Raw genomic sequence first — 16,603 nt, forward strand, 5'->3', positions numbered from 1 at the left:
GAAAAGCCAACACCAAAACCCCGCATAGGCGGGGTTAGGCTTTACGTCAATTGATTACCGCGAAAGACCGTGTGCGACGACATCCGGCATTTCAGCATGCAGTTTCTCGGCCAGGCGCTTGAGCGGCTTGGCCACCGATTCCTTCCAGAGGATCTGCTGGACCGGCTTGCCGTCGCTGTGCTTCTTGCCGGTGTCGGTGATCACGGCGAACTCCTTACCTTCCGGCGTGACCTCCCAGCGTTTCTTACCAGGCTTGTAGGTGACGTGATGCTGTAGGCCGCACTGCGCCAGCAGCTTGTTCATGCTGGCCGCGCTCATGCCGAACTTCTCACCAAGCTCGCTGGGAAGGTAATTCATCTCCTGAGCTTCGTTGACCAGCCGCTTAACGCCGGCCATTTCCATCAGGTCGATGCCGATGGCGGAGCGGACCATGCTGTTAGCGCTCAGGATGGCCTGATTTCCTTCAAGACCCAGGCTCTCAGCAATGCGCTTGGCGGCATCGAAGTTGTCGGCCGCCACTGGCAGACGCCTCTCCTGCGGGATAACTGCGTCGTTCGCTGCTGCCGAGTCGAAGGTTCGAATAACATGGAGACTGAAGGTTGGGCTTACCCACATGGCGTAGGCGTAGACCAGTTCCTTGCAAGCGTAGGTTCCTGGCGAGTTGCCGCCTCGCACCACCCTCAAAGCGGGAATTCCCGCTTTGGCGATTTCATCTGCAAGCTCCTGGGCCTGCCCTACTCGCATCCACTCGCTTGGCTTGTGCCGCGGCTCACCACCGGCAGCCCGGTGGAAGTCGTTGAGGCTGAACCGGCCGTCATGGTCCTGGTGGATCTCGATGCCCGCGATCAGGAGTGCGCTCATGCTGCAGCCCTCCCTTCAGCTACCTCAACCGCGTAACGAGTTGGTTGCTGCATCGCATTGCCCAGCCCTGTCAGGAATGAATTCAACTGCTGCAGTCTGTTACGCAGGCTTCGCACCTCGTACCAAGCACCTTCGACCTCAAACCCAGCCTCCCGCAATTCGCACAGAATCTCCTCGCACAGCGATAGATCCTGAGGGCGCGCGCAGATATCGCCCATGGCTACGTCAAGCCAGGCTTGACCCATACCGCGATGCTCAAGCATTTCGGGGCGGCGCTTGGTTAGTGCTTCAAGCGGGTAATGAATGGCCAGCTGTGGCCTGGCTTGCTCTGGTCCGAGGTACTCGCCCTCAATTGCGTAGCTCGCGACCAAGTTGGCGGCAGCATTGAATTGACTAGCAGGGATAAGCTCAACTCGTGGCACTCCGAAGCAGGCATGGAGTGCAGACGCGAGCTTTGCCGTAGCGCTGCGCTGGTGCTCCGAGCTCATCTTTGCTACCCGGCAACGCATGATGTTACTGAGTCGCAAGGCGCCAGGCTTACCGAGGATGTCATCGACCATCGGCACCATCACTCCTTTTGAGTCTTCGTAGCGACCATGCTTGCGGATCGCTGGCAGGACCTCGGAGGTTACCCACTTACGGAAAGCGTGTGGCTTGCTGCCCTTTTTCACCGCATCACGGCACCGGAGGATCAGGGTGTAGAGGCCCGAATCGTTGACGATGTTGGCCTGGCCCTGACGACCTATGTTGAACATAGACCGCTCGTCCTCATCCAGAGCCTGCATGGCCTGGGTGGTATTCGTCACATCCAGCACGCGGCACACATCGGCCGCTACAAACCATGGCTCGCCATTGATAGAGACTGCTCGGACACTATGTCCACGGAAGTCAAACGGGATGACACTGGATACAGCTGTGCTATTATCGCCCATGACGATTTCTTCTCCGAAGTTGATCTCGTTTCCCGAAGCCCTGACGACTCTCACCTCGTCGGGGCTTCTTCGTTTCAGGCCGCTGCCTGCTCCTGCCGCTTTTTTTCTTCCGCTATTAGATAAACCAGCTCCGCTGTCTGAGAGCGGTGGTTCCTCTGCGCTTGAGATTCCACCCATTGCTTCAACTCCTCTGGTAGTCGCAGGTTGAACTGCGGATCTTTCCTGGCCATCACGCATCTCCTGATGCATCACTGTTGTTTACATGGGCAAATGTAGAACGGTGATGCATTGCTGTCAATACCACCGTGATGCATCCTTCCGTTCTGTTAAATAGAACTGGATTCGCCATGAGCCGCTCCGACCCACAGTTCAACCTCAGAATCCCTGAGTACCTGCGCAATCTGGTAATGGCCGCAGCCCAGGAAAACAAGCGATCTGCCACGGCAGAAATATTGGCCAGACTTGAGGCGTCTTTTTCGAAGACGGATAGCGTGAGGCTCAATCTTGGGCTTCCTCTGGTCGATGCGCGTGAGGAAACCGACCAGAGATCTCGCACTGGCGTAGACAAGCAGGCCTTGATCGAGAGCACACTATCTGGTGTTGGAGTAACCCGTGAGGACTTACTTGACGCGGTGTCGAGTGCTATCGAGAGCGCTCTGTCCGGGATGGGGGCTTTCCCGGTCGCGCCGGACAACGCAAAGCCAAAGCTGAATACTGGGCCAAAACCACGCAAACGCTTTCCCAAAGAGGACTAGGCCAGGCCAGCTTCTGGGAAATCCTAGCCTTAGGGTGTGCTTCGGTTGCACACCCCTGGCGAGTCCCATAAAGCACATTACGTCACTGCGGGTGACGCTGCTGAAGGACTACATGACATTGAGTCAGGTAGACAACCCCAAGCCCGGCCAAGCGCCGGGTTTTCATGCTGTGAAAGCCGAATCAGCCAACGAATTCGTCAACGAATCCCTCTCCGTATTCAACCACCAGTTGAATAGCGCACCATTTTTGGTACACTCCCCATATGAACGAGGCGCCACCAACATTGAACGTCAGTTTTTATCGCACGGAAGCAGGCAACGAACCGGTGCGCGAATGGCTGACCGAAATTCCCCGCGATCACAAGCGGATGATCGGAACCGAAATCAAAACGGTTCAGATCGGCTGGCCGATTGGAATGCCGGTTGTCAGAAAGCTTGATAAAGGCCTATGGGAGGTCAGGGTCAACCTGGTCGATACCATCGCCCGCGTGCTTTTCACCGTGGACGGGAGCGTCATGGTTCTGCTTCACAGTTTCATCAAGAAGAGCCAGAAAACACCAGCGTCTGACTTGGAAACCGCCAGGCAACGCAAAGCAACACTAGAGAGGAACAAGCAATGAACCAGCACATCGGCTCCGATTTCGACGATTTCCTTGCAGAGCAAGGTCTCGCAGAGGAAGTGTCTGCTGCTGCCCTCAAGCGAGTCATCTCTTGGCAAATCGCTGAAGCCATGAAAAGCCAGAAGGTAACGAAGAAAGCCCTAGCTGCGCGCATGCATACCAGCCGTACCGCAGTGGACCGAGCACTCGACCAAGACGACCCAGGCATGACCTTGGCGACCTTGGCCAGCGCCGCTCGCGCCCTTGGTCAGCGCGTTGAAGTTAGGCTCGTGCCAGAGCAAGAGGCAGCTCACGCATAGCCTCATGTCTTATCTAAGCCCGCCGATTGCGGGCTTTTTCACATATAGACCAAGGAAAGGCCATGCTAAATCGTGACGTGCAGCACCGACTCCTGATGATGCTTGCTGATTCATATCCAACAGGCATGTCGGACCCATCAGAAGAAATGGGTCTCGATGCCAAGGTCGGCTCTCAAAACCTCTACTACTTGGCCGAGCATGGCCTGATCACGGTGGATCGAAGCATGGAGATCGGTCCCGATTACCCGACACCGGCTTTCGCAAATATTACTGCCAGGGGTCTCGACTTCTTAGCCGATGACGGCGGGCTCAGCGCTATACTCGGCGTGGTAACGATCAAGCTGCATGAAGATACAATCAAGGGCCTTATCGAAGCCAAGATCGCCGCATCAGACCTCGCGGAGGAGGAGAAAACCTCTATCCGCTCCGTTATCCGAGGATTGCCCGCCGAGGCCACAAAACGCCTGACAGAGAAACTATTGGACCTGGGCATGGAAAGCCTGCCGGCAGCAGGCCCGCTACTTCGTACGTTCCTGCAGTCCCTCGGGGGTTAGTCGAGTCATCGGCAACATAGCGAAGCTGCTGGATTTCAAGAAAGATATTTATCGCCTCTACTTGGGCTAGTGACGCGACGGGTAGAGAGTCTTTTTAGCGGAGCGGCGTCTGCCTCTGCATTCAAACAGGTCAGCCCAACAAATAGCAGCTCTCTGGAATCCCAGGGACCGTCCTGTTTCAAGGGGATGACTTCGCAGTGGTCCCAATTGCAGGGTATCGGAGGTTTCACGGAAACGACTTTGGCTGTTGGGTCGATTCTCGTTTCGAGCCTGCTTACCGCAACCGCATCCGCTTTCTGATTGCTCATACTGCCCCCAATCGGCCAAGCCGCTTCACTTCGCGTCCCGATGACGCAACACAAGGCGCGTCCGATCGAGCCAAGGCCCGCCGAACACGATGACTTCTGATGGCCTGCTAAGCAGGTGGTGCAGCATGAAGGGGCCAGGGCCGAATATCTCGGCATGCTCTTCAGGCAGTTGCGCTTCGGCGCCCAGGTAGATACCCGCGTGATTAGGATGCGCGGTACGCCCGACAGCCATGACGATCATGTCGCCGCGCTGCGGCTGGTTGACCTGGTAAAAGCCCGCGGCCTCATAGGCCTGCTCATACAAGCTCGGGCCGTCCAGTTTCTCCCACCACCCGTCATCACGGGCATAGGCCGGGAACTGAAGCCCCCACTCCCGCTTGTACCAGTCCGCGCAGACCTGCCAGCAGTCCCAGGCACCGTGCACGAACGGCCGGTTAAGCAACGGCGTGTAACCGGTTGGCGTGATGCTGCGCAGATCGCTTTCAGGCCACGACAGGATGTGCCAGGGCAAGCCGGTTGCCTCACACATCGCCAGGTCACGCGGTGAGGGTCTGCTGGTGGCGTCCGGATGTGAGTGCACAATGCCAATCACCTCCCCCTTGTCCTCGGCCGCCGCGTAGTCTTCCGGCGAGATACGGAACTCCTCGGCAGGATCGGTCGCGGTGTTACCGCATGGGATGTAGCGGTGGGAGCGGCCGACGGCGATGATCAGACCGCAGCACTCGCGTGGGTATTCTGCCGCAGCGTGCGCTTGCACGGCGGCGAGGATGTGTTTGCGCATGATCAACTCCGTGCGATCAGGGATACAGCCGGGAAGCCGCCAAACGGCAGTTGGTTGCCCTGCCCGTGGCGAACGGTGCACCCCGTGTCGAGGCAGCCATTGCACTGGTCCTTGACCGGGTCGTCGGTGGGATTGCCGTCAAGGTCGAAGTAGGGGCCGGTGTAGCCGCAGTTCGGGCCACGGTAGCCGGCGGTCATTGCCCAGTGGCACAGCTGGGTCATCTGCCGGCCAATCGTTTCCCCGCCTACATCCCCGGGACTGGCAAGCTCCCAAGCCACTGTGGTGCCGTTCTCGGACACCTTCTGATCGAGATACCAAACCTCGATCGCTTCCTCTGTTGGATCGGCCTCCGGATTGCCCGAGGGGTAGTTTGCCGCGTCCAGGTAGCGCGCCATGGTGTGGCGAATCGTCAGCTTGAACTCGAGCAGATTGTCGAAGGCCAGGCACAATGCAGTGATCCTGCCGTTAACGTTGCCTACGGTCAGGGTTGGTCGCACAGCGGTACCATCCGAGTTCGCCTCAATGCCATCGATCTGCATCGGCCAGGCACCGTATTCGTTGCCCTGCCACCAGATCGACTTGGCTCGGAGCTGGTCGGAGTTCGCACCAGCTGCAGCAAGTTCTTCTGGTGTGTGCGGTATCGCGTGCCCGTGAAAGCGCAGCGTGTCGGCACCAAAGTCTGAGCCATCCAGCTCAAACAGCAGCACCTCGCTACCAGGCTCCAGGCTCTGGATGTCCTTGATCAGTGACATGGTGAATCCTTACGGGTGAAATGCCCGCTCGAAGGTGGCGGTAACTTTGAAACGGCCGCCACCCACCGGGGTAGGCTTAGGGTCTTTGCAGGTAAATAGCCCCAAATCCCCGAGCGGTGTGGTCCACAGAAATGCCTTGGCGCCGCCGAGCCGGTCGAAGAACTCCATTACCTTGCGGATCTGAGCCTTCGTGCCGGTAACCGTGATGGGGTAGCTGTCTTCCTTGTTATTGGGTCCATCGCCTACGACCTGTCGGTACCCGCCGCCAAAGCGTGACTCGCGGGTTCGGTAGCTGATCTCCGGCGTTTCACCGCGCTGGGTTGGCCAGCTGAATTTCTCGATGGCCATCAGCGCCTCCCGCTGGTGTTTCGATGACTGACGCCACCTGGGCGCCATGATTCAGCGACCGCCTTCTCGGCAGCCATCTGCATTTGCTTCTGCATGTTCTGCTGGAGCAGCGCTTGATCGAGCTGCATGCCCTGGTTGCTACTGTCTTCCATGACCAGAGTCACAGGAGCGGATACGTTGATGGACGCGCTGGGCTGAGACTGTCCAGATACCTGCCGAGGAACCGGCATGGGTGATACCAAACCACCGTCTGCGTAGCCGCGGTTATTGAGAGCTGATAGGTAATCAAGCATTCCAGGCTGGCTGACAACCTCACGGCGCAATACAAACTCACCGGCGTGCACTATGCCGGCAGGGTCATACTTGCCGCCCGCGCCGGTGTAGCCACCGTCCGAGAACCCATATGCAGACGAGTAGCCAGCTTGGGAGGCTCCGAGATTTGAGGAAACCGCGCCAGCCGAGCCGGCTTCCATGCCATTACCCCCGCCACCGCCAAAGTAAGCGGATGCCGCAGTAGCTCCCCAGCTCACCAGACTTCCAAGCAGCCCAGAGGCAGCACGCTGCGTCTCGATCCGGACCATGTCAGCAAGGATCGACTTGGTGAAGTCTGCAAACGAGAACTTGCCGGTCATGGCAAAGTTTACGACCGCATCCTCCATCGAGCTGAACGCGTTTGTGAACAGCGCTTTCGTCTGCCCGGCAACATCACGAGCCTGCTCCAGGTAGTTCTGAAAGGCAGATGACGCGCCCTTGCGCCAATCACCCTGCGCGGCCGTCATCTGGTCGTAGTTGACGATGGTAGTTTCCTGCAGCTCTCGCTCGGTTTTGCTCAGTGCGGCCAGCTTCTGATTGTACTCATCAAGGCTCATGCCGCGGGAGCCATCGCCATATTGGTTGGCCAGGTCGAGGCGCTGCTGGTTCATCCGATCGGTGATTCCGTTCTGCTGATCCTGCAGCCCACGCTGGCGATCTCCGAGCCCAAGTCCGTCAGCGGATCGCTGTCCCTGCAACCTGAGCGCCGTGACCTGCTGGCCAAGCGCGTCGGTGTAGGTCTGCACAGCCCTCGCCTGCTTGGCTAGTCGGCCTTGCTCATTGGTCGCCAACACCGAAAGCTCCGTGTCAGCCTCCTTCTGCGCCTTGACCATGGCGGCCCGAGCGTCGGCGATCTTCTGGTCCAGCTGGATTCGCTGCTGGGCGCTGGTACTGCTGCGCCCCTTGGCTTCCTCCAGTGCCTTGATCTCTTTTTCGTATGCGCTTGTGACCTCGCCCTTCTGCTGCTCGATGATCGCGGCCCGCTGTGCTGCATACGACTCCTGCGAGATCAGTCCGGCCTTCTGCGCCGCGTCCAGCTCCTTCTGGTGGTTTTTGTACTGGGCCAGGATGGCAGCCAGGGCGTTCTTCTGGTCGTTGAAGCCGGAGAGGTCGACAGACGTGGTACGCCCGCCGGTGTCCTTGAACTGCTTGGCGATATCGGCCTGCACCCGGGCGATGTTCTCGGGTTTCAGCCGCTCATCATCCGGGTTGACCTTGCGGATCGCTTCGAGAGATTTGGTGTACTCCTTCAGCGCATCAGCTCGCTTTTCAGCGTTGGTCCTGGCGGACTTCTCCAGAGCGTCGATCTTACCGATCGCCACTATGGCCGCCTGCTGCCGCTGGGCATCGAGCTCCTGGGCCTTCGCAATTGCTCGCTGCGTGTCCCGCTGCTGGATGAGAGCTTTGAGCTCCAGGTTGGCGTCGGTCAGCTTCTTCTGCGCAGCGGTATCGTCCGGGTCCCCTTTCACCGCGCTCTGGGCAGCCGCCACGCGCTGCTGCGTTTCGACGATACGGCTAGCGATATCCTGGTCACGGCCAATATTCTTGACCGAGTCTACGGTTGCAGCAACCTCGCCACGCAATGCCTTCCAACCGCGCTCCCAGATGGACAGGTTCTCGGTGACCTCCTTGCTACGGTTCTTGATGGTATCGACATAGGTGTCGGTGAGCAGCTTGGCAGCCCCGATGGTGTCGCCCTGCTCCTTCAGCGCAACGATCTGCGAGTACGTCGAAGCGGTCAGGAAATTGTATTGCTCGTTGAGGTCCTTGGCAGCCGCCACCGGGTCTTTGCCGATCTTCACGAACTCGGCGACAGTATCCTCGACCGCTTTGCCGGTCGCTGAGCGCCACTCCAGAGCGGCCTCGGTGATTTCGACGAAGCTGGCAGAGGCTACCTTGCCGCTGCTGGCCAGCTGAGTGAGTACCTCTGCCGCAGCGCCGGTGGTGCCAATAGTGTCCGTGACCTCGCGCGCCATCCCGGATAGGCGGTCCGACGTTGTGCCGGCGGCGTTGCCGGTGGTGATCAGCGCTTTCTGATATTCGACCGCCTCCTGGCTTCCAGAATAGTAGGCATAGCCGAGCACGCCGACCGCTGCTGCTGCGACAGTGAAGGGGTTCACCAGTCCCAGGACATAGCCGCCGAGAGCCTGAACGGCCGGCCCTATGCCGCCAAACATGTCCTTGAGCTGGCCGCCCTGCTGTAGGAATACCTGAAGCGGGGCCTGGCCACCCTGCAAGGACACCACGATATCGGTGAACTGCGCCGGTACGCCGCGCAGTGCTGCTGCAGTGGCCTTGGCCGACATACCAGTCTTGTTCAGCGCAACATCGGCGCCGCCCAATGCGGTCCGCGCCTGGTCGATCTTCGTCTGGTACTCGCCGAAGGTCTCCGCATCGAGCGCACCACTAGTGCGGAAGCCCTTGAGCTTCTGCTCCATTTGGTCAAGACGGCTCATTGCTGCGACGGTCGGGTCGATCTTGCCCAACAGCTCCTCAAGCGCCTGACCTTCTTCCCGATGCGCGCCGGCGGTCTTCTTCGCCGCCTCCGCCTGGCGCTCCTCCGTGGCGATGAGGGCCTGGGCCCGGCTGTTGATGGCTGCCTGACGGCTGGCACTCTCCGACAGAACTGCGTTCGCCTGGGCGGTGACCTCAGCGGAGTGCTCGGTCGCACGATTGAGCGACTGAACGTACTGGCTGGCCTCCAGGGAGGCTTTGGCCACGGCAAGAATCCGGGCCTGCTGCTCGTCAGCAGACTCGGCGGCGCGCCGGCCCGCCTGGGCGCCGGCATCCGTGGCACTGGTGAGCGCCTCCTGCACCTTGCCAGCCTGCGCGACCTCGGTCCGAAACGCTCCCATGTTCGCTGCGGCGCTGCTGAATGCCGTGGAAGCGCTGGTAACGGCGCGCCCTACAGTGGCCATCTGCTGCGCCAGCTCAGTCTGCTTGGCATTGAGCGCCTGTAGTTCCTGAACGATCTGTCGGGTGTCACCCTGCAAGCTGCCAAGGGCGGTCTCCCAGGCGCGTCCGGTTCGCCCAGCCGATTCCTCGCTGCGTTTGCCAGCGTCCGTAAGCTGGTCGAGGTTGTCCTTGGCCTCGACAGCATCGCCGGAGTCGATCTGAAGACCGAGAGAGGCAATGGTGGTCATGATCTACTCCATCGATTCGGCCATGACGGCCAAGGCCTCAACCTCCATGACGCGGAGATCGGGAAAAATGTCTGTGAGGTCGCGGCGCTTGATGCCGAGCATCGGGGCCGTTGCAGGAATGGCGGTGTAGTCCAGGCCGGACGGGCCGCCCGAAGCCACCCTCCACTGCGTGCCCAGGGCATCGAATAGACGGAAGGCTGGCCACGCATCAGGCCAAACCTCCACCACCTCCTCCTCGATGTCGTCAAGGGTCAGCCCCAGCGCGGCCAATTGCTCGGCAGACGGGCCACGCTCATAGCAGGCCCGGGCCGCCGCCCTCAGTTTCCCAGGCGTGCCGGGCTGTAGGCCGCCTGGAAGGCATCGGTGACCGCCTTGGGCGCGCCGGTGCAGGTGCGGACCAGGTGAAGGATCGCTTCCTGGCTGAACTCGTCTTCCAGATCCCAGCCGGTGACAATTTCGCCCAGTTGCTCGGCCTGCAGGTCGATCTCGCCAGCAGTGACCTCCTCCCAGGTTGCCCCGCTATCCTTGGCTTTCTCCGCCCAGACGTCGCGGGCGTTGTTCCAGCGGTCGAACATGCCGGCCAGCGCCACGCGATCCATGTAGCGGAACTCGAACCCAACGGGCACTGGCTCGCCGCCGATGCGGGGTAGCTGCACCACTGCGGTAAATGTCGGGTTTTGCGCGATCTTGATCTTCGCCATGAGGAGTCCTTAAGCGCCAGCCAGATAGCGGGTTGGTCGGCCCGAGAGCGCGATGCTGATGGTGCGGGTCATGAGATTGTTCCGCTCCATCGTCGGGGTGGAGGTGATACTCACGTACCCTGGATAAACGATCTGATCACCGCCCGGGAGCTTGAGCCGCACCACTGTCAGCTCCTTGCTATCTCCGTAGCCTTCCACAAGGGGGACATAGGCGGCGCTTGGCTGGTCCTCTACAGTGATCGAGAGGGTGATCGGGTTCCGGTTCGTCGGGAATTGACGATCGTCGTCATCTTCCAGATAGCCCACGGTCAGATACTGCTGCTCCCCACCCGAGGAGGTGAAGGCCGTAACCTTGGAGATCTGGGCCCAGTTGGTTACCGGGACTACGGAGCCAATACCCGCGCCAGCGGTGAATTTCTCGACGTTGCTGGTGTTCATGCCGCCAAGCGAGAACTTGTCGGCAGCTACACTCGCAGCGCGCACAGCGCGGTCGGTAATGAGTGCCCAACCTGAGTTGACCAGCAGAACGTCTCCGTTCTTGATGGTGTGGCCTGCAGCAGTGGCCACCGGTGGCGCCGCGTTGGTCAGGGCGGTGAAGGCGACTGAGGCGCCGAGTACGCTGGCAATTTCCAGCACGGAGCCGTTCGGCAGCGGGAAGCGTGCGGCCATGGTGTTTTCCTCTTGGGTAGAAATGACGAAGCCCGCACTGGGCGGGCTTTCGTTCGTCAGGGTTGGTGTCAGTGAAGTGGAAGTGATGGCTGCAACTGCGACGCCAAGTCACTCAGCCTTGCTTCAAGCGGCGGCTTTTGTCGCTGCCATTGGCGAAGGCCTTTTCCGCAAAGGCTGGCGACCGCCTGCTTACCGCTGTACTCGAGTAGCGTCTTTTGGAATTCGGCACCGAGCGATTGCCCTTGGCGCGCATGCTCATCCAGCACATCGAGCACTTTGCGCCGGAAGGACTTGGCCCAATCTGTACGGGCGAACATGCCAAGCAAGTGAGCACCACGGAGACTGAATACCCGCACGTCTTGCTCGCCACCCCGGGTTTGCATCTTGATCATGCCGGTCATGGTTGGCGTAAACTCGTCAGCATGACGCCGATAGAGTGTATTGAGCTGACGAATGCCACGCTCAAAGGGTGCATCACTTTGATCACCCCCTTTCCCATAGAGCGCGGTGGCAATCTCCGCAAGCGTTAAGCAAGGCTGTCCGCCGTGATCAATTACGCTCAACTCGATGTCGCCGACAATCAATTTGTCCATGATGTATCCCCTGCAATAGCCCTGGAAATAGATCGGCCACAGCAACGCCCCAGGGAAGGCGCTTTCGGGTGCCCCCTAGCTGTAGCCTGAAAGGTGATCTGGTATTACTGGTCCGCGACACCGCGGTAGGTGAAGCTGGCCGGAACCGTGTAGGTCGCCGACTCGGTGATAGTTGGGCCCTGCTCTACCGGCTCGGTGATCAGGCCCTCGAAGCCATCGCGGCTGACTGGGGAGTCGACGCGGAACAACCCGGTGAGTTCCTCTACCAGGGACTCTGCTGTCGCCAGCGCCTGGCCCGCCGGGCAGATGATGCTCACCTGGTAGACGCCGGCGTACTCGTAGGCGTCCCCGCCCAAGTACCGGCATGTAGTAGCGCCGGGCAGCTGAAATGCCCGCAGGTATGTCTCAGCTGGCAGAGCTTCAAACTCCTGCTCGAAGTTCGCTACCCTGATTGGCCTTGCCGCGGCCCATGCCATCAGCTTGATCTCGATGGCCTGGCGTGCCTTTGCTTGGCTCATACACGGTTGTTCCTGATGGCTTCGTCAACAATGCGCTGGAAGTTCGCGAGCGTTACCCGGACCATGCCAGCCGGGGCCTGCGATGAATGCCCGTATTCCAGCGGGATGGCATAAGGCAAGTTGTTCACGATGTAGGCCGTCTGACCGATGGTCAGGGCCTGAACCTGGCCTATGAGCTCGGCAATAGCTTGACTGCCCGACGGGTCGATGCGGTCGAGCTCTTCAGCCGCCGGAGAATCGATGGAGAACTGCCAATTGCCCCGGAATCGACCCCCCACATAACCCTTCCCGACCACCAGCCCGTTCACAGCGAAGTTCTGCTCGAGCTCGGTCTTGGTCAGCGGCTTGGCGTACTTGACGCCCCTGCGCAGCCTACCGGCCTTCGTGAAGTTGTCCTGATTCAAGTTGATCAGCGTATTGCGGACCGCCACCTTAAAGTCGTAGTCCTCTGCGGCCTTATTAGCCTTGGCACGGTGGGCCACGTTGGCTGCCCATAGCTCTGGATTACCTACCGGGGACATCAGGATGACACTGCTACCGATCTCGATCACGATCGCTCTGAAGGTAGAGTCCAACGCATGCTGGGCTTGCTCCGTAAATGCTCGAATGCTGTCGGCAAAACCACCTTCAAGCCCCCCGTACCGTTGAGCCATATGCGAGCCGCGCGCCATATCACTTCCTCAGCTGGATTGTCCAAGTAGCGCTAGCAGGGTCCTCAGATACGTTTAGCGCCCGATAACCACTGATCTGATCGCCGATCTTGGGAGCTGCCGGAGTTTTCCCAACAACGCCCGCCTGCTGCTCAAAAAGTTCGCTTTGCAGGACCAGCAGCTTCACATCCTCAGTCTGGATGCGTGACCCGTCGATCTCCTTGGCCAAGTAGGTTCCGAAAACTCCGCGACCAGAGTATTGAATGGTCGAGGCCGGGGCAGCACCACCTAAGCCTGGGTCGTATCCCCCCTTCACCGTGCGAATGCCGGCGACCAGCCGCACAGCATCAGCCAGATCATCGTCGAAGGCCTCGGCAAGGTCGGCCTGGATATCGTCGCGCAGCCCCATAGTTACCCCCGTTTCACTGCGAAGGCGAATGGATTGCTGCGCCAAGGCTTGAGCAGAGCCAGAGCCAACTGCACGGAGGCCGGTTGGGCTGCCGTGCTGGTCTTGTCGATTGAGCCAAAGCTCTTGCTGGTCGACACCGAGTCTGCCTTGACCGTCTTGGCTTCGAGCGAACCCTCAGTCTGCTGCACGTATAGCTTCCCTTGGGAGGCGCACTTGGACAGCCTAGCGCCGGCCTGCTTCACGTCGTCAGGGATATCGGCCATGTCGATGCCGACCAGGTTGAGCGACGTCAGGTAGGCATTCGCCTCGAAGACCGCTTCTTCCTTGTCGGCGTCAGGCGCCCAGCCAGCCCCGAGGATGGCATCCACGTCGGCCACGGTGGTGTAGGTAGCCATCAGGCCTCCGCTTGAATGATTGGGGCCGCAGCCCCGGTGTTACTGCTGGTTGAGCTCGGCGACCTGCTTCTGCAGCGACTCTTTCGAGGCGTTGGCGCGGTAGGTGACGCCGGCCTTGTCCAGTGCAGCCTTCAGCGACTCGACCTCAGGATCGGCAGCCGCAGCCTTCAGGGATTCGATCTGCTTAATCAGGTCGGCCTTTTCCTGCTCCAGGTCGATTACCTTCTGGACTTCGCCGTCGCGTTCGCGCTGCAGGCTGGCGATTCCGGCATTGACCGCTTCCAGAACCTGGAACAAGCGGCCTGCGGTTTCGCCAAGTTCGCCTTGCGGGCGCTCCAGGTTCTGCTCGGCGAACGAGTCGACGATCACGCCGATGGACCCAAGCTCGGCGACCAAACTATCGAACTCGACACGATCTGGACCTTCGACAAGAGCCACACGTCTCGGTACCTCAACTACTGACACATCAGCGCCAGCGGCTTCGTATGCATTGACCACCTTGGGCCAATGGCCGATCACCACAACCGATTCGACGCCATGTTCGGTCTGATCAAAATGTCGTGGGTTGCGATAGGTCCGGCCTTGCTCGAAACCGTCACGCTGGGTTGTGTAAATCAATTCCATGGATTGTCTCCAAGGCAGGCCCTCGGGCCCGCCTTTGCAGTAGCCGATTAAGGCGCGGACAGGTCGATCAGGACACCGGCAGTAGCCTTATCGCTGGTCGCATGCTTGCGCCAGTTCGCGCCCGCGCCGAGGGCTGCGAGATTGGGGTTTACGCCCGCAGTGTCCTTCCAGGAGTACCCCATGATGTCGACGTTGAAAGCGCCTTCCGCGCGATAGCCGATTGCCAAGTTTTCCTGGTTGTTCACCGGGTAAGAGCGCACGCCAGGGGCCTGGGATTCAGTTACCGAAACGGCGCCCACCTGAAGGCCGAAGATTCGCTCTTCGGTGACTTTGTCAGAGACGAGGACCGGTTTGCCCATCGTGCCAGGCGAGCCGCCGTAGATGACCACGCCCGCCTCTTCGTAGATCTTCTGATCGATGGCGTCATCAACCAAGTCGAAGTAGGTTGCGGAGTCCATGGCGAAGAGAGCGATGCGGTTGAAGCGATCGCCGAACTTGCGCATGCCCTTGGTCAGCACCTTCTTGTGGTCGACCGCGAAGGAGCCACTGGCAACCATGTTGGCGTTTGCGCCAATGGCAGCGCCCAGGGACGCGAAGGCAGTTTGGATGTAGTAGTCCAGGGCGGCGTCGGCCATGTCCTGGCCAACCAACATGGAGAACTCTTCCGGGCTTCGCGCACGACGCTTGAAGGCTTCCTCAGTGGTCTCGTATGGACCGTACTTCCAAGGGGTTTTGACGCCGACCGCTTCATCAGCACCGATCTTGATGCCGGTTACAGCGGCGTCGGAGTTCACGTTACGGTGACCCAGAGTGCCACCGATCTTGTAGAACGAACGCTTGCGTAGGTCGCCCTCGATCAGTTCGTTGCGCAGAATCAGCGCGCCACCTGACGAGGCGTTGAACACCTCCAGAACGTCTTGCAGGCGCTCCAGATAGGCAGTTTGGGCAAGATCGTTATAGATGATCATGTCCGAGTTGAGGGTGGTAGGCATCTGCTACTTCCTATTTTGGCAATTTGAGGTATGCCTCTTGTCCGTGCGCTTCGATGTACTCGCGCTTCTGGACAGAGGTCATTTCGGAGCGTTTCTGTGCGGCCCCGCCGCCTTTTCCAGCACCGCCGGCCCCGCCGCCAGATGCCTTGCTACCTGCGATAAGCGGCGCGAAGGCCGGATCGTTGGTGAATTCTGCTTTCAGCTCATCCAGCGTCGCTGCGGAGAGCTTGCCGGCGGCGTCCAGCACGACAACGGTGGGTTTACCGTCGCGCTGCTCGACGCTCAGCCGGCGTTCGATGTGGGGGAGCAATGCCTTTGCTGTGCCTGGGACAGCGAGAGTGGTAGCCAGCTCGGTAGCCGTGCGGCCCACCGTCAGGTCCCGGATCTGGCCCAGCAGGGTGCTGTTGGTACTTTCGAGCTGGCCGGTCAGCTCTGCTTCGCGGCGGGCGTACTTCTCGGACCAGGACTTCTCGAGCTCTTCCACGTTGCCCGACTTCCGGGCCGCCTCTTCGCGCTCAAGACGAGCGGCTTCCTCAGCCTCTTTGCGCGCCTTCTCGGCCGCCTTCTTCTCGCCGAGCAGCTCGTCCACCTTGGCCTTTAGGCCGGAGACGTCTTCCTGCTGCGGCAAGCCTTCGATGCCAAGGATGAACTTGCCGTCTTTCTCGACGTACAGGCTCTGGATGGATTCTTCGACGCCTTCGAGGCTGTCCAGTTGGAATTTCAAGGTCATTGCTGTCTCCCAGAGACTTGGTGCAGGCCCTGCCTGCGGGCATAAAAAAGCCCCGCACTGGGCGAGGCCTTGGAATTGCGCGCCACGTTCAACGAGGCAGCGTTTTGTGGCGCGGCAGCTCATAACGAAAAAGCCCCGGCGGATGCCAGGGCTTTCGTTGATGTCTGCAGCTCAGGGTTTGTCGAAGTCGTCTTCGAGCTTTTGCAGTACTGCATCTGCCATTTTCTTGCTGAATTCTTTCCAGGCTTTTCCGCCGTCAAAAACGCCAACGCCTTGGGCAAGATTTGCCTGATGCTCACGCCGAGCCTCTTGAATCAACTCCTTCGCGCTTTTTTCGTTGGTCGTCATGATCGCTCCCGACTGTATTTCAAACCCACCCTACCGCTCAGAATACTCCAGAACTGGTGTTCAGCTTCTGACTGAGTGTGCTCGCGTTCAAGCTCGCCTCGATTGACCAAATCATACACACGTTTGATGGCTTCTTGCTCGACCTGGTCTGACAGCTTGTCGACGACCTCGCCACTTGGCCATCCCTTTTCAGCAACCATGGTATAGCGCAGGGTTGGGCCAACAGCTCGCAGCTCATGAAGACCAATGTAGGATGCCAGCTCAACATCCTCAATCGAGAACGGGCTATTGCCCGGGTGATTGTGCGTG

General features: G+C 59.7%; 23 protein-coding genes. 4 read left to right on the plus strand and 19 right to left on the minus strand.

Features of this window, described 5'->3' with window-relative positions; translation table 11 throughout:
• Nucleotides 1-54 precede the first annotated feature (54 nt).
• The 3 genes from HU770_RS12330 to HU770_RS12340 all read right to left on the minus strand — a co-directional run bounded on the left by HU770_RS12330 (nucleotide 55) and on the right by HU770_RS12340 (nucleotide 2,023).
• Complete coding sequence (locus HU770_RS12330) at nucleotides 55-861, minus strand: KilA-N domain-containing protein (protein WP_186663744.1); 807 nt, start codon at nucleotides 859-861, stop codon at nucleotides 55-57.
• The gene (locus HU770_RS12335) at nucleotides 858-1,793 is read right to left on the minus strand and encodes a Bro-N domain-containing protein (protein ID WP_186663745.1); all 936 of its coding nucleotides are present in this window, start codon (nucleotides 1,791-1,793) and stop codon (nucleotides 858-860) included. The genes HU770_RS12330 and HU770_RS12335 overlap by 4 nt, the downstream gene beginning before the upstream one ends.
• A 74-nt stretch (nucleotides 1,794-1,867) precedes the next feature.
• Nucleotides 1,868-2,023 (minus strand): Arc family DNA-binding protein, encoded by a 156-nt coding sequence (locus HU770_RS12340; protein WP_189673382.1) that lies wholly within the window; start codon nucleotides 2,021-2,023, stop codon nucleotides 1,868-1,870.
• Nucleotides 2,024-2,140: 117 nt separating this feature from the next.
• Between HU770_RS12340 and HU770_RS12345 the strand changes: the two genes are divergently transcribed.
• The 4 genes from HU770_RS12345 (at nucleotide 2,141) to HU770_RS12360 (ending at nucleotide 4,021) form a co-directional block, all read left to right on the plus strand.
• A complete protein-coding gene (locus tag HU770_RS12345; protein ID WP_186663747.1) occupies nucleotides 2,141-2,548 on the plus strand; it encodes an Arc family DNA-binding protein in 408 nt (135 codons plus the stop codon).
• Between the two features lie 263 nt (nucleotides 2,549-2,811).
• Nucleotides 2,812-3,168, plus strand: coding sequence for a type II toxin-antitoxin system RelE/ParE family toxin (locus tag HU770_RS12350; RefSeq protein ID WP_186663748.1), 357 nt, complete (start codon nucleotides 2,812-2,814; stop codon nucleotides 3,166-3,168).
• On the plus strand, nucleotides 3,165-3,467 hold the full coding sequence (locus HU770_RS12355) for an XRE family transcriptional regulator (RefSeq protein WP_186663749.1): 303 nt from the start codon (nucleotides 3,165-3,167) through the stop codon (nucleotides 3,465-3,467). The genes HU770_RS12350 and HU770_RS12355 overlap by 4 nt, the downstream gene beginning before the upstream one ends.
• Before the next feature lie 62 nt (nucleotides 3,468-3,529).
• Complete coding sequence (locus HU770_RS12360; RefSeq protein ID WP_186663750.1) at nucleotides 3,530-4,021, plus strand: hypothetical protein; 492 nt, start codon at nucleotides 3,530-3,532, stop codon at nucleotides 4,019-4,021.
• Between the two features lie 333 nt (nucleotides 4,022-4,354).
• Here HU770_RS12360 and HU770_RS12365 read toward each other — a convergent pair whose 3' ends face one another.
• The 16 genes from HU770_RS12365 to HU770_RS12440 form a co-directional block, all read right to left on the minus strand.
• The gene (locus tag HU770_RS12365) at nucleotides 4,355-5,110 is read right to left on the minus strand and encodes a C40 family peptidase (protein ID WP_186663751.1); all 756 of its coding nucleotides are present in this window, start codon (nucleotides 5,108-5,110) and stop codon (nucleotides 4,355-4,357) included.
• A gap of 2 nt (nucleotides 5,111-5,112) precedes the next feature.
• Nucleotides 5,113-5,862 (minus strand): phage minor tail protein L, encoded by a 750-nt coding sequence (locus tag HU770_RS12370; protein ID WP_186663752.1) that lies wholly within the window; start codon nucleotides 5,860-5,862, stop codon nucleotides 5,113-5,115.
• A 9-nt stretch (nucleotides 5,863-5,871) separates the two neighbouring features.
• Nucleotides 5,872-6,210 carry a phage tail protein gene (locus tag HU770_RS12375; RefSeq protein ID WP_186663753.1) on the minus strand — a complete coding sequence of 113 codons (339 nt, stop codon included), beginning with the start codon at nucleotides 6,208-6,210 and terminating at the stop codon, nucleotides 5,872-5,874.
• Nucleotides 6,210-9,665: a phage tail tape measure protein gene (locus HU770_RS12380; RefSeq protein ID WP_186663754.1), complete on the minus strand. Its 3,456-nt coding sequence runs from the start codon at nucleotides 9,663-9,665 to the stop codon at nucleotides 6,210-6,212. Before HU770_RS12380 ends, HU770_RS12375 begins: the two co-directional genes overlap by 1 nt.
• A gap of 3 nt (nucleotides 9,666-9,668) precedes the next feature.
• A complete protein-coding gene (locus HU770_RS12385; RefSeq protein WP_238347527.1) occupies nucleotides 9,669-9,935 on the minus strand; it encodes a DUF1799 domain-containing protein in 267 nt (88 codons plus the stop codon).
• A 47-nt stretch (nucleotides 9,936-9,982) separates the two neighbouring features.
• Entirely contained in the window at nucleotides 9,983-10,366 is a 384-nt protein-coding gene (locus HU770_RS12390) for a phage tail assembly chaperone (RefSeq protein WP_186663755.1), read from the minus strand.
• 9 nt (nucleotides 10,367-10,375) lie between these two features.
• Complete coding sequence (locus HU770_RS12395) at nucleotides 10,376-11,035, minus strand: phage tail protein (RefSeq protein ID WP_186663756.1); 660 nt, start codon at nucleotides 11,033-11,035, stop codon at nucleotides 10,376-10,378.
• Nucleotides 11,036-11,103: 68 nt separating this feature from the next.
• Nucleotides 11,104-11,628, minus strand: a complete 525-nt coding sequence (locus tag HU770_RS12400) for a hypothetical protein (RefSeq protein ID WP_186663757.1) — start codon at nucleotides 11,626-11,628, stop codon at nucleotides 11,104-11,106.
• 104 nt (nucleotides 11,629-11,732) lie between these two features.
• The gene (locus tag HU770_RS12405) at nucleotides 11,733-12,146 is read right to left on the minus strand and encodes a phage tail terminator-like protein (RefSeq protein ID WP_186663758.1); all 414 of its coding nucleotides are present in this window, start codon (nucleotides 12,144-12,146) and stop codon (nucleotides 11,733-11,735) included.
• The gene (locus HU770_RS12410) at nucleotides 12,143-12,817 is read right to left on the minus strand and encodes a hypothetical protein (RefSeq protein WP_186663759.1); all 675 of its coding nucleotides are present in this window, start codon (nucleotides 12,815-12,817) and stop codon (nucleotides 12,143-12,145) included. Before HU770_RS12410 ends, HU770_RS12405 begins: the two co-directional genes overlap by 4 nt.
• 1 nt (nucleotide 12,818) lies before the next feature.
• Complete coding sequence (locus HU770_RS12415; protein ID WP_186663760.1) at nucleotides 12,819-13,205, minus strand: hypothetical protein; 387 nt, start codon at nucleotides 13,203-13,205, stop codon at nucleotides 12,819-12,821.
• A 2-nt stretch (nucleotides 13,206-13,207) separates the two neighbouring features.
• The gene (locus tag HU770_RS12420) at nucleotides 13,208-13,600 is read right to left on the minus strand and encodes a protein singed (protein WP_186663761.1); all 393 of its coding nucleotides are present in this window, start codon (nucleotides 13,598-13,600) and stop codon (nucleotides 13,208-13,210) included.
• 39 nt (nucleotides 13,601-13,639) lie between these two features.
• Entirely contained in the window at nucleotides 13,640-14,224 is a 585-nt protein-coding gene (locus HU770_RS12425; protein ID WP_186663762.1) for a hypothetical protein, read from the minus strand.
• A 47-nt stretch (nucleotides 14,225-14,271) separates the two neighbouring features.
• Nucleotides 14,272-15,216 carry a major capsid protein gene (locus HU770_RS12430; protein ID WP_186663763.1) on the minus strand — a complete coding sequence of 315 codons (945 nt, stop codon included), beginning with the start codon at nucleotides 15,214-15,216 and terminating at the stop codon, nucleotides 14,272-14,274.
• A gap of 10 nt (nucleotides 15,217-15,226) precedes the next feature.
• Entirely contained in the window at nucleotides 15,227-15,946 is a 720-nt protein-coding gene (locus HU770_RS12435; protein ID WP_186663764.1) for a hypothetical protein, read from the minus strand.
• Nucleotides 15,947-16,117: 171 nt separating this feature from the next.
• Nucleotides 16,118-16,294 carry a hypothetical protein gene (locus HU770_RS12440; protein WP_156056733.1) on the minus strand — a complete coding sequence of 59 codons (177 nt, stop codon included), beginning with the start codon at nucleotides 16,292-16,294 and terminating at the stop codon, nucleotides 16,118-16,120.
• Nucleotides 16,295-16,603: the final 309 nt, after the last annotated feature.

Source organism: Pseudomonas sp. SWRI68 (assembly GCF_014269165.1).
Taxonomy (GTDB): domain Bacteria; phylum Pseudomonadota; class Gammaproteobacteria; order Pseudomonadales; family Pseudomonadaceae; genus Aquipseudomonas; species Aquipseudomonas capeferrum.

Coding starts and splice junctions, on each gene's coding strand:
- HU770_RS12410 (WP_186663759.1), bottom strand. CDS start 12,817: ATGGCGCGCGGCTCGCATATGGCTCAACGGTACGGGGGGCTTGAAGGT.
- HU770_RS12415 (WP_186663760.1), bottom strand. CDS start 13,205: ATGGGGCTGCGCGACGATATCCAGGCCGACCTTGCCGAGGCCTTCGAC.
- HU770_RS12365 (WP_186663751.1), bottom strand. CDS start 5,110: ATGCGCAAACACATCCTCGCCGCCGTGCAAGCGCACGCTGCGGCAGAA.
- HU770_RS12345 (WP_186663747.1), top strand. CDS start 2,141: ATGAGCCGCTCCGACCCACAGTTCAACCTCAGAATCCCTGAGTACCTG.
- HU770_RS12370 (WP_186663752.1), bottom strand. CDS start 5,862: ATGTCACTGATCAAGGACATCCAGAGCCTGGAGCCTGGTAGCGAGGTG.
- HU770_RS12395 (WP_186663756.1), bottom strand. CDS start 11,035: ATGGCCGCACGCTTCCCGCTGCCGAACGGCTCCGTGCTGGAAATTGCC.
- HU770_RS12435 (WP_186663764.1), bottom strand. CDS start 15,946: ATGACCTTGAAATTCCAACTGGACAGCCTCGAAGGCGTCGAAGAATCC.
- HU770_RS12355 (WP_186663749.1), top strand. CDS start 3,165: ATGAACCAGCACATCGGCTCCGATTTCGACGATTTCCTTGCAGAGCAA.
- HU770_RS12375 (WP_186663753.1), bottom strand. CDS start 6,210: ATGGCCATCGAGAAATTCAGCTGGCCAACCCAGCGCGGTGAAACGCCG.
- HU770_RS12425 (WP_186663762.1), bottom strand. CDS start 14,224: ATGGAATTGATTTACACAACCCAGCGTGACGGTTTCGAGCAAGGCCGG.
- HU770_RS12340 (WP_189673382.1), bottom strand. CDS start 2,023: ATGGCCAGGAAAGATCCGCAGTTCAACCTGCGACTACCAGAGGAGTTG.
- HU770_RS12430 (WP_186663763.1), bottom strand. CDS start 15,216: ATGCCTACCACCCTCAACTCGGACATGATCATCTATAACGATCTTGCC.
- HU770_RS12400 (WP_186663757.1), bottom strand. CDS start 11,628: ATGGACAAATTGATTGTCGGCGACATCGAGTTGAGCGTAATTGATCAC.
- HU770_RS12405 (WP_186663758.1), bottom strand. CDS start 12,146: ATGAGCCAAGCAAAGGCACGCCAGGCCATCGAGATCAAGCTGATGGCA.
- HU770_RS12360 (WP_186663750.1), top strand. CDS start 3,530: ATGCTAAATCGTGACGTGCAGCACCGACTCCTGATGATGCTTGCTGAT.
- HU770_RS12440 (WP_156056733.1), bottom strand. CDS start 16,294: ATGACGACCAACGAAAAAAGCGCGAAGGAGTTGATTCAAGAGGCTCGG.
- HU770_RS12335 (WP_186663745.1), bottom strand. CDS start 1,793: ATGGGCGATAATAGCACAGCTGTATCCAGTGTCATCCCGTTTGACTTC.
- HU770_RS12330 (WP_186663744.1), bottom strand. CDS start 861: ATGAGCGCACTCCTGATCGCGGGCATCGAGATCCACCAGGACCATGAC.
- HU770_RS12350 (WP_186663748.1), top strand. CDS start 2,812: ATGAACGAGGCGCCACCAACATTGAACGTCAGTTTTTATCGCACGGAA.
- HU770_RS12390 (WP_186663755.1), bottom strand. CDS start 10,366: ATGGCGAAGATCAAGATCGCGCAAAACCCGACATTTACCGCAGTGGTG.
- HU770_RS12420 (WP_186663761.1), bottom strand. CDS start 13,600: ATGGCTACCTACACCACCGTGGCCGACGTGGATGCCATCCTCGGGGCT.
- HU770_RS12380 (WP_186663754.1), bottom strand. CDS start 9,665: ATGACCACCATTGCCTCTCTCGGTCTTCAGATCGACTCCGGCGATGCT.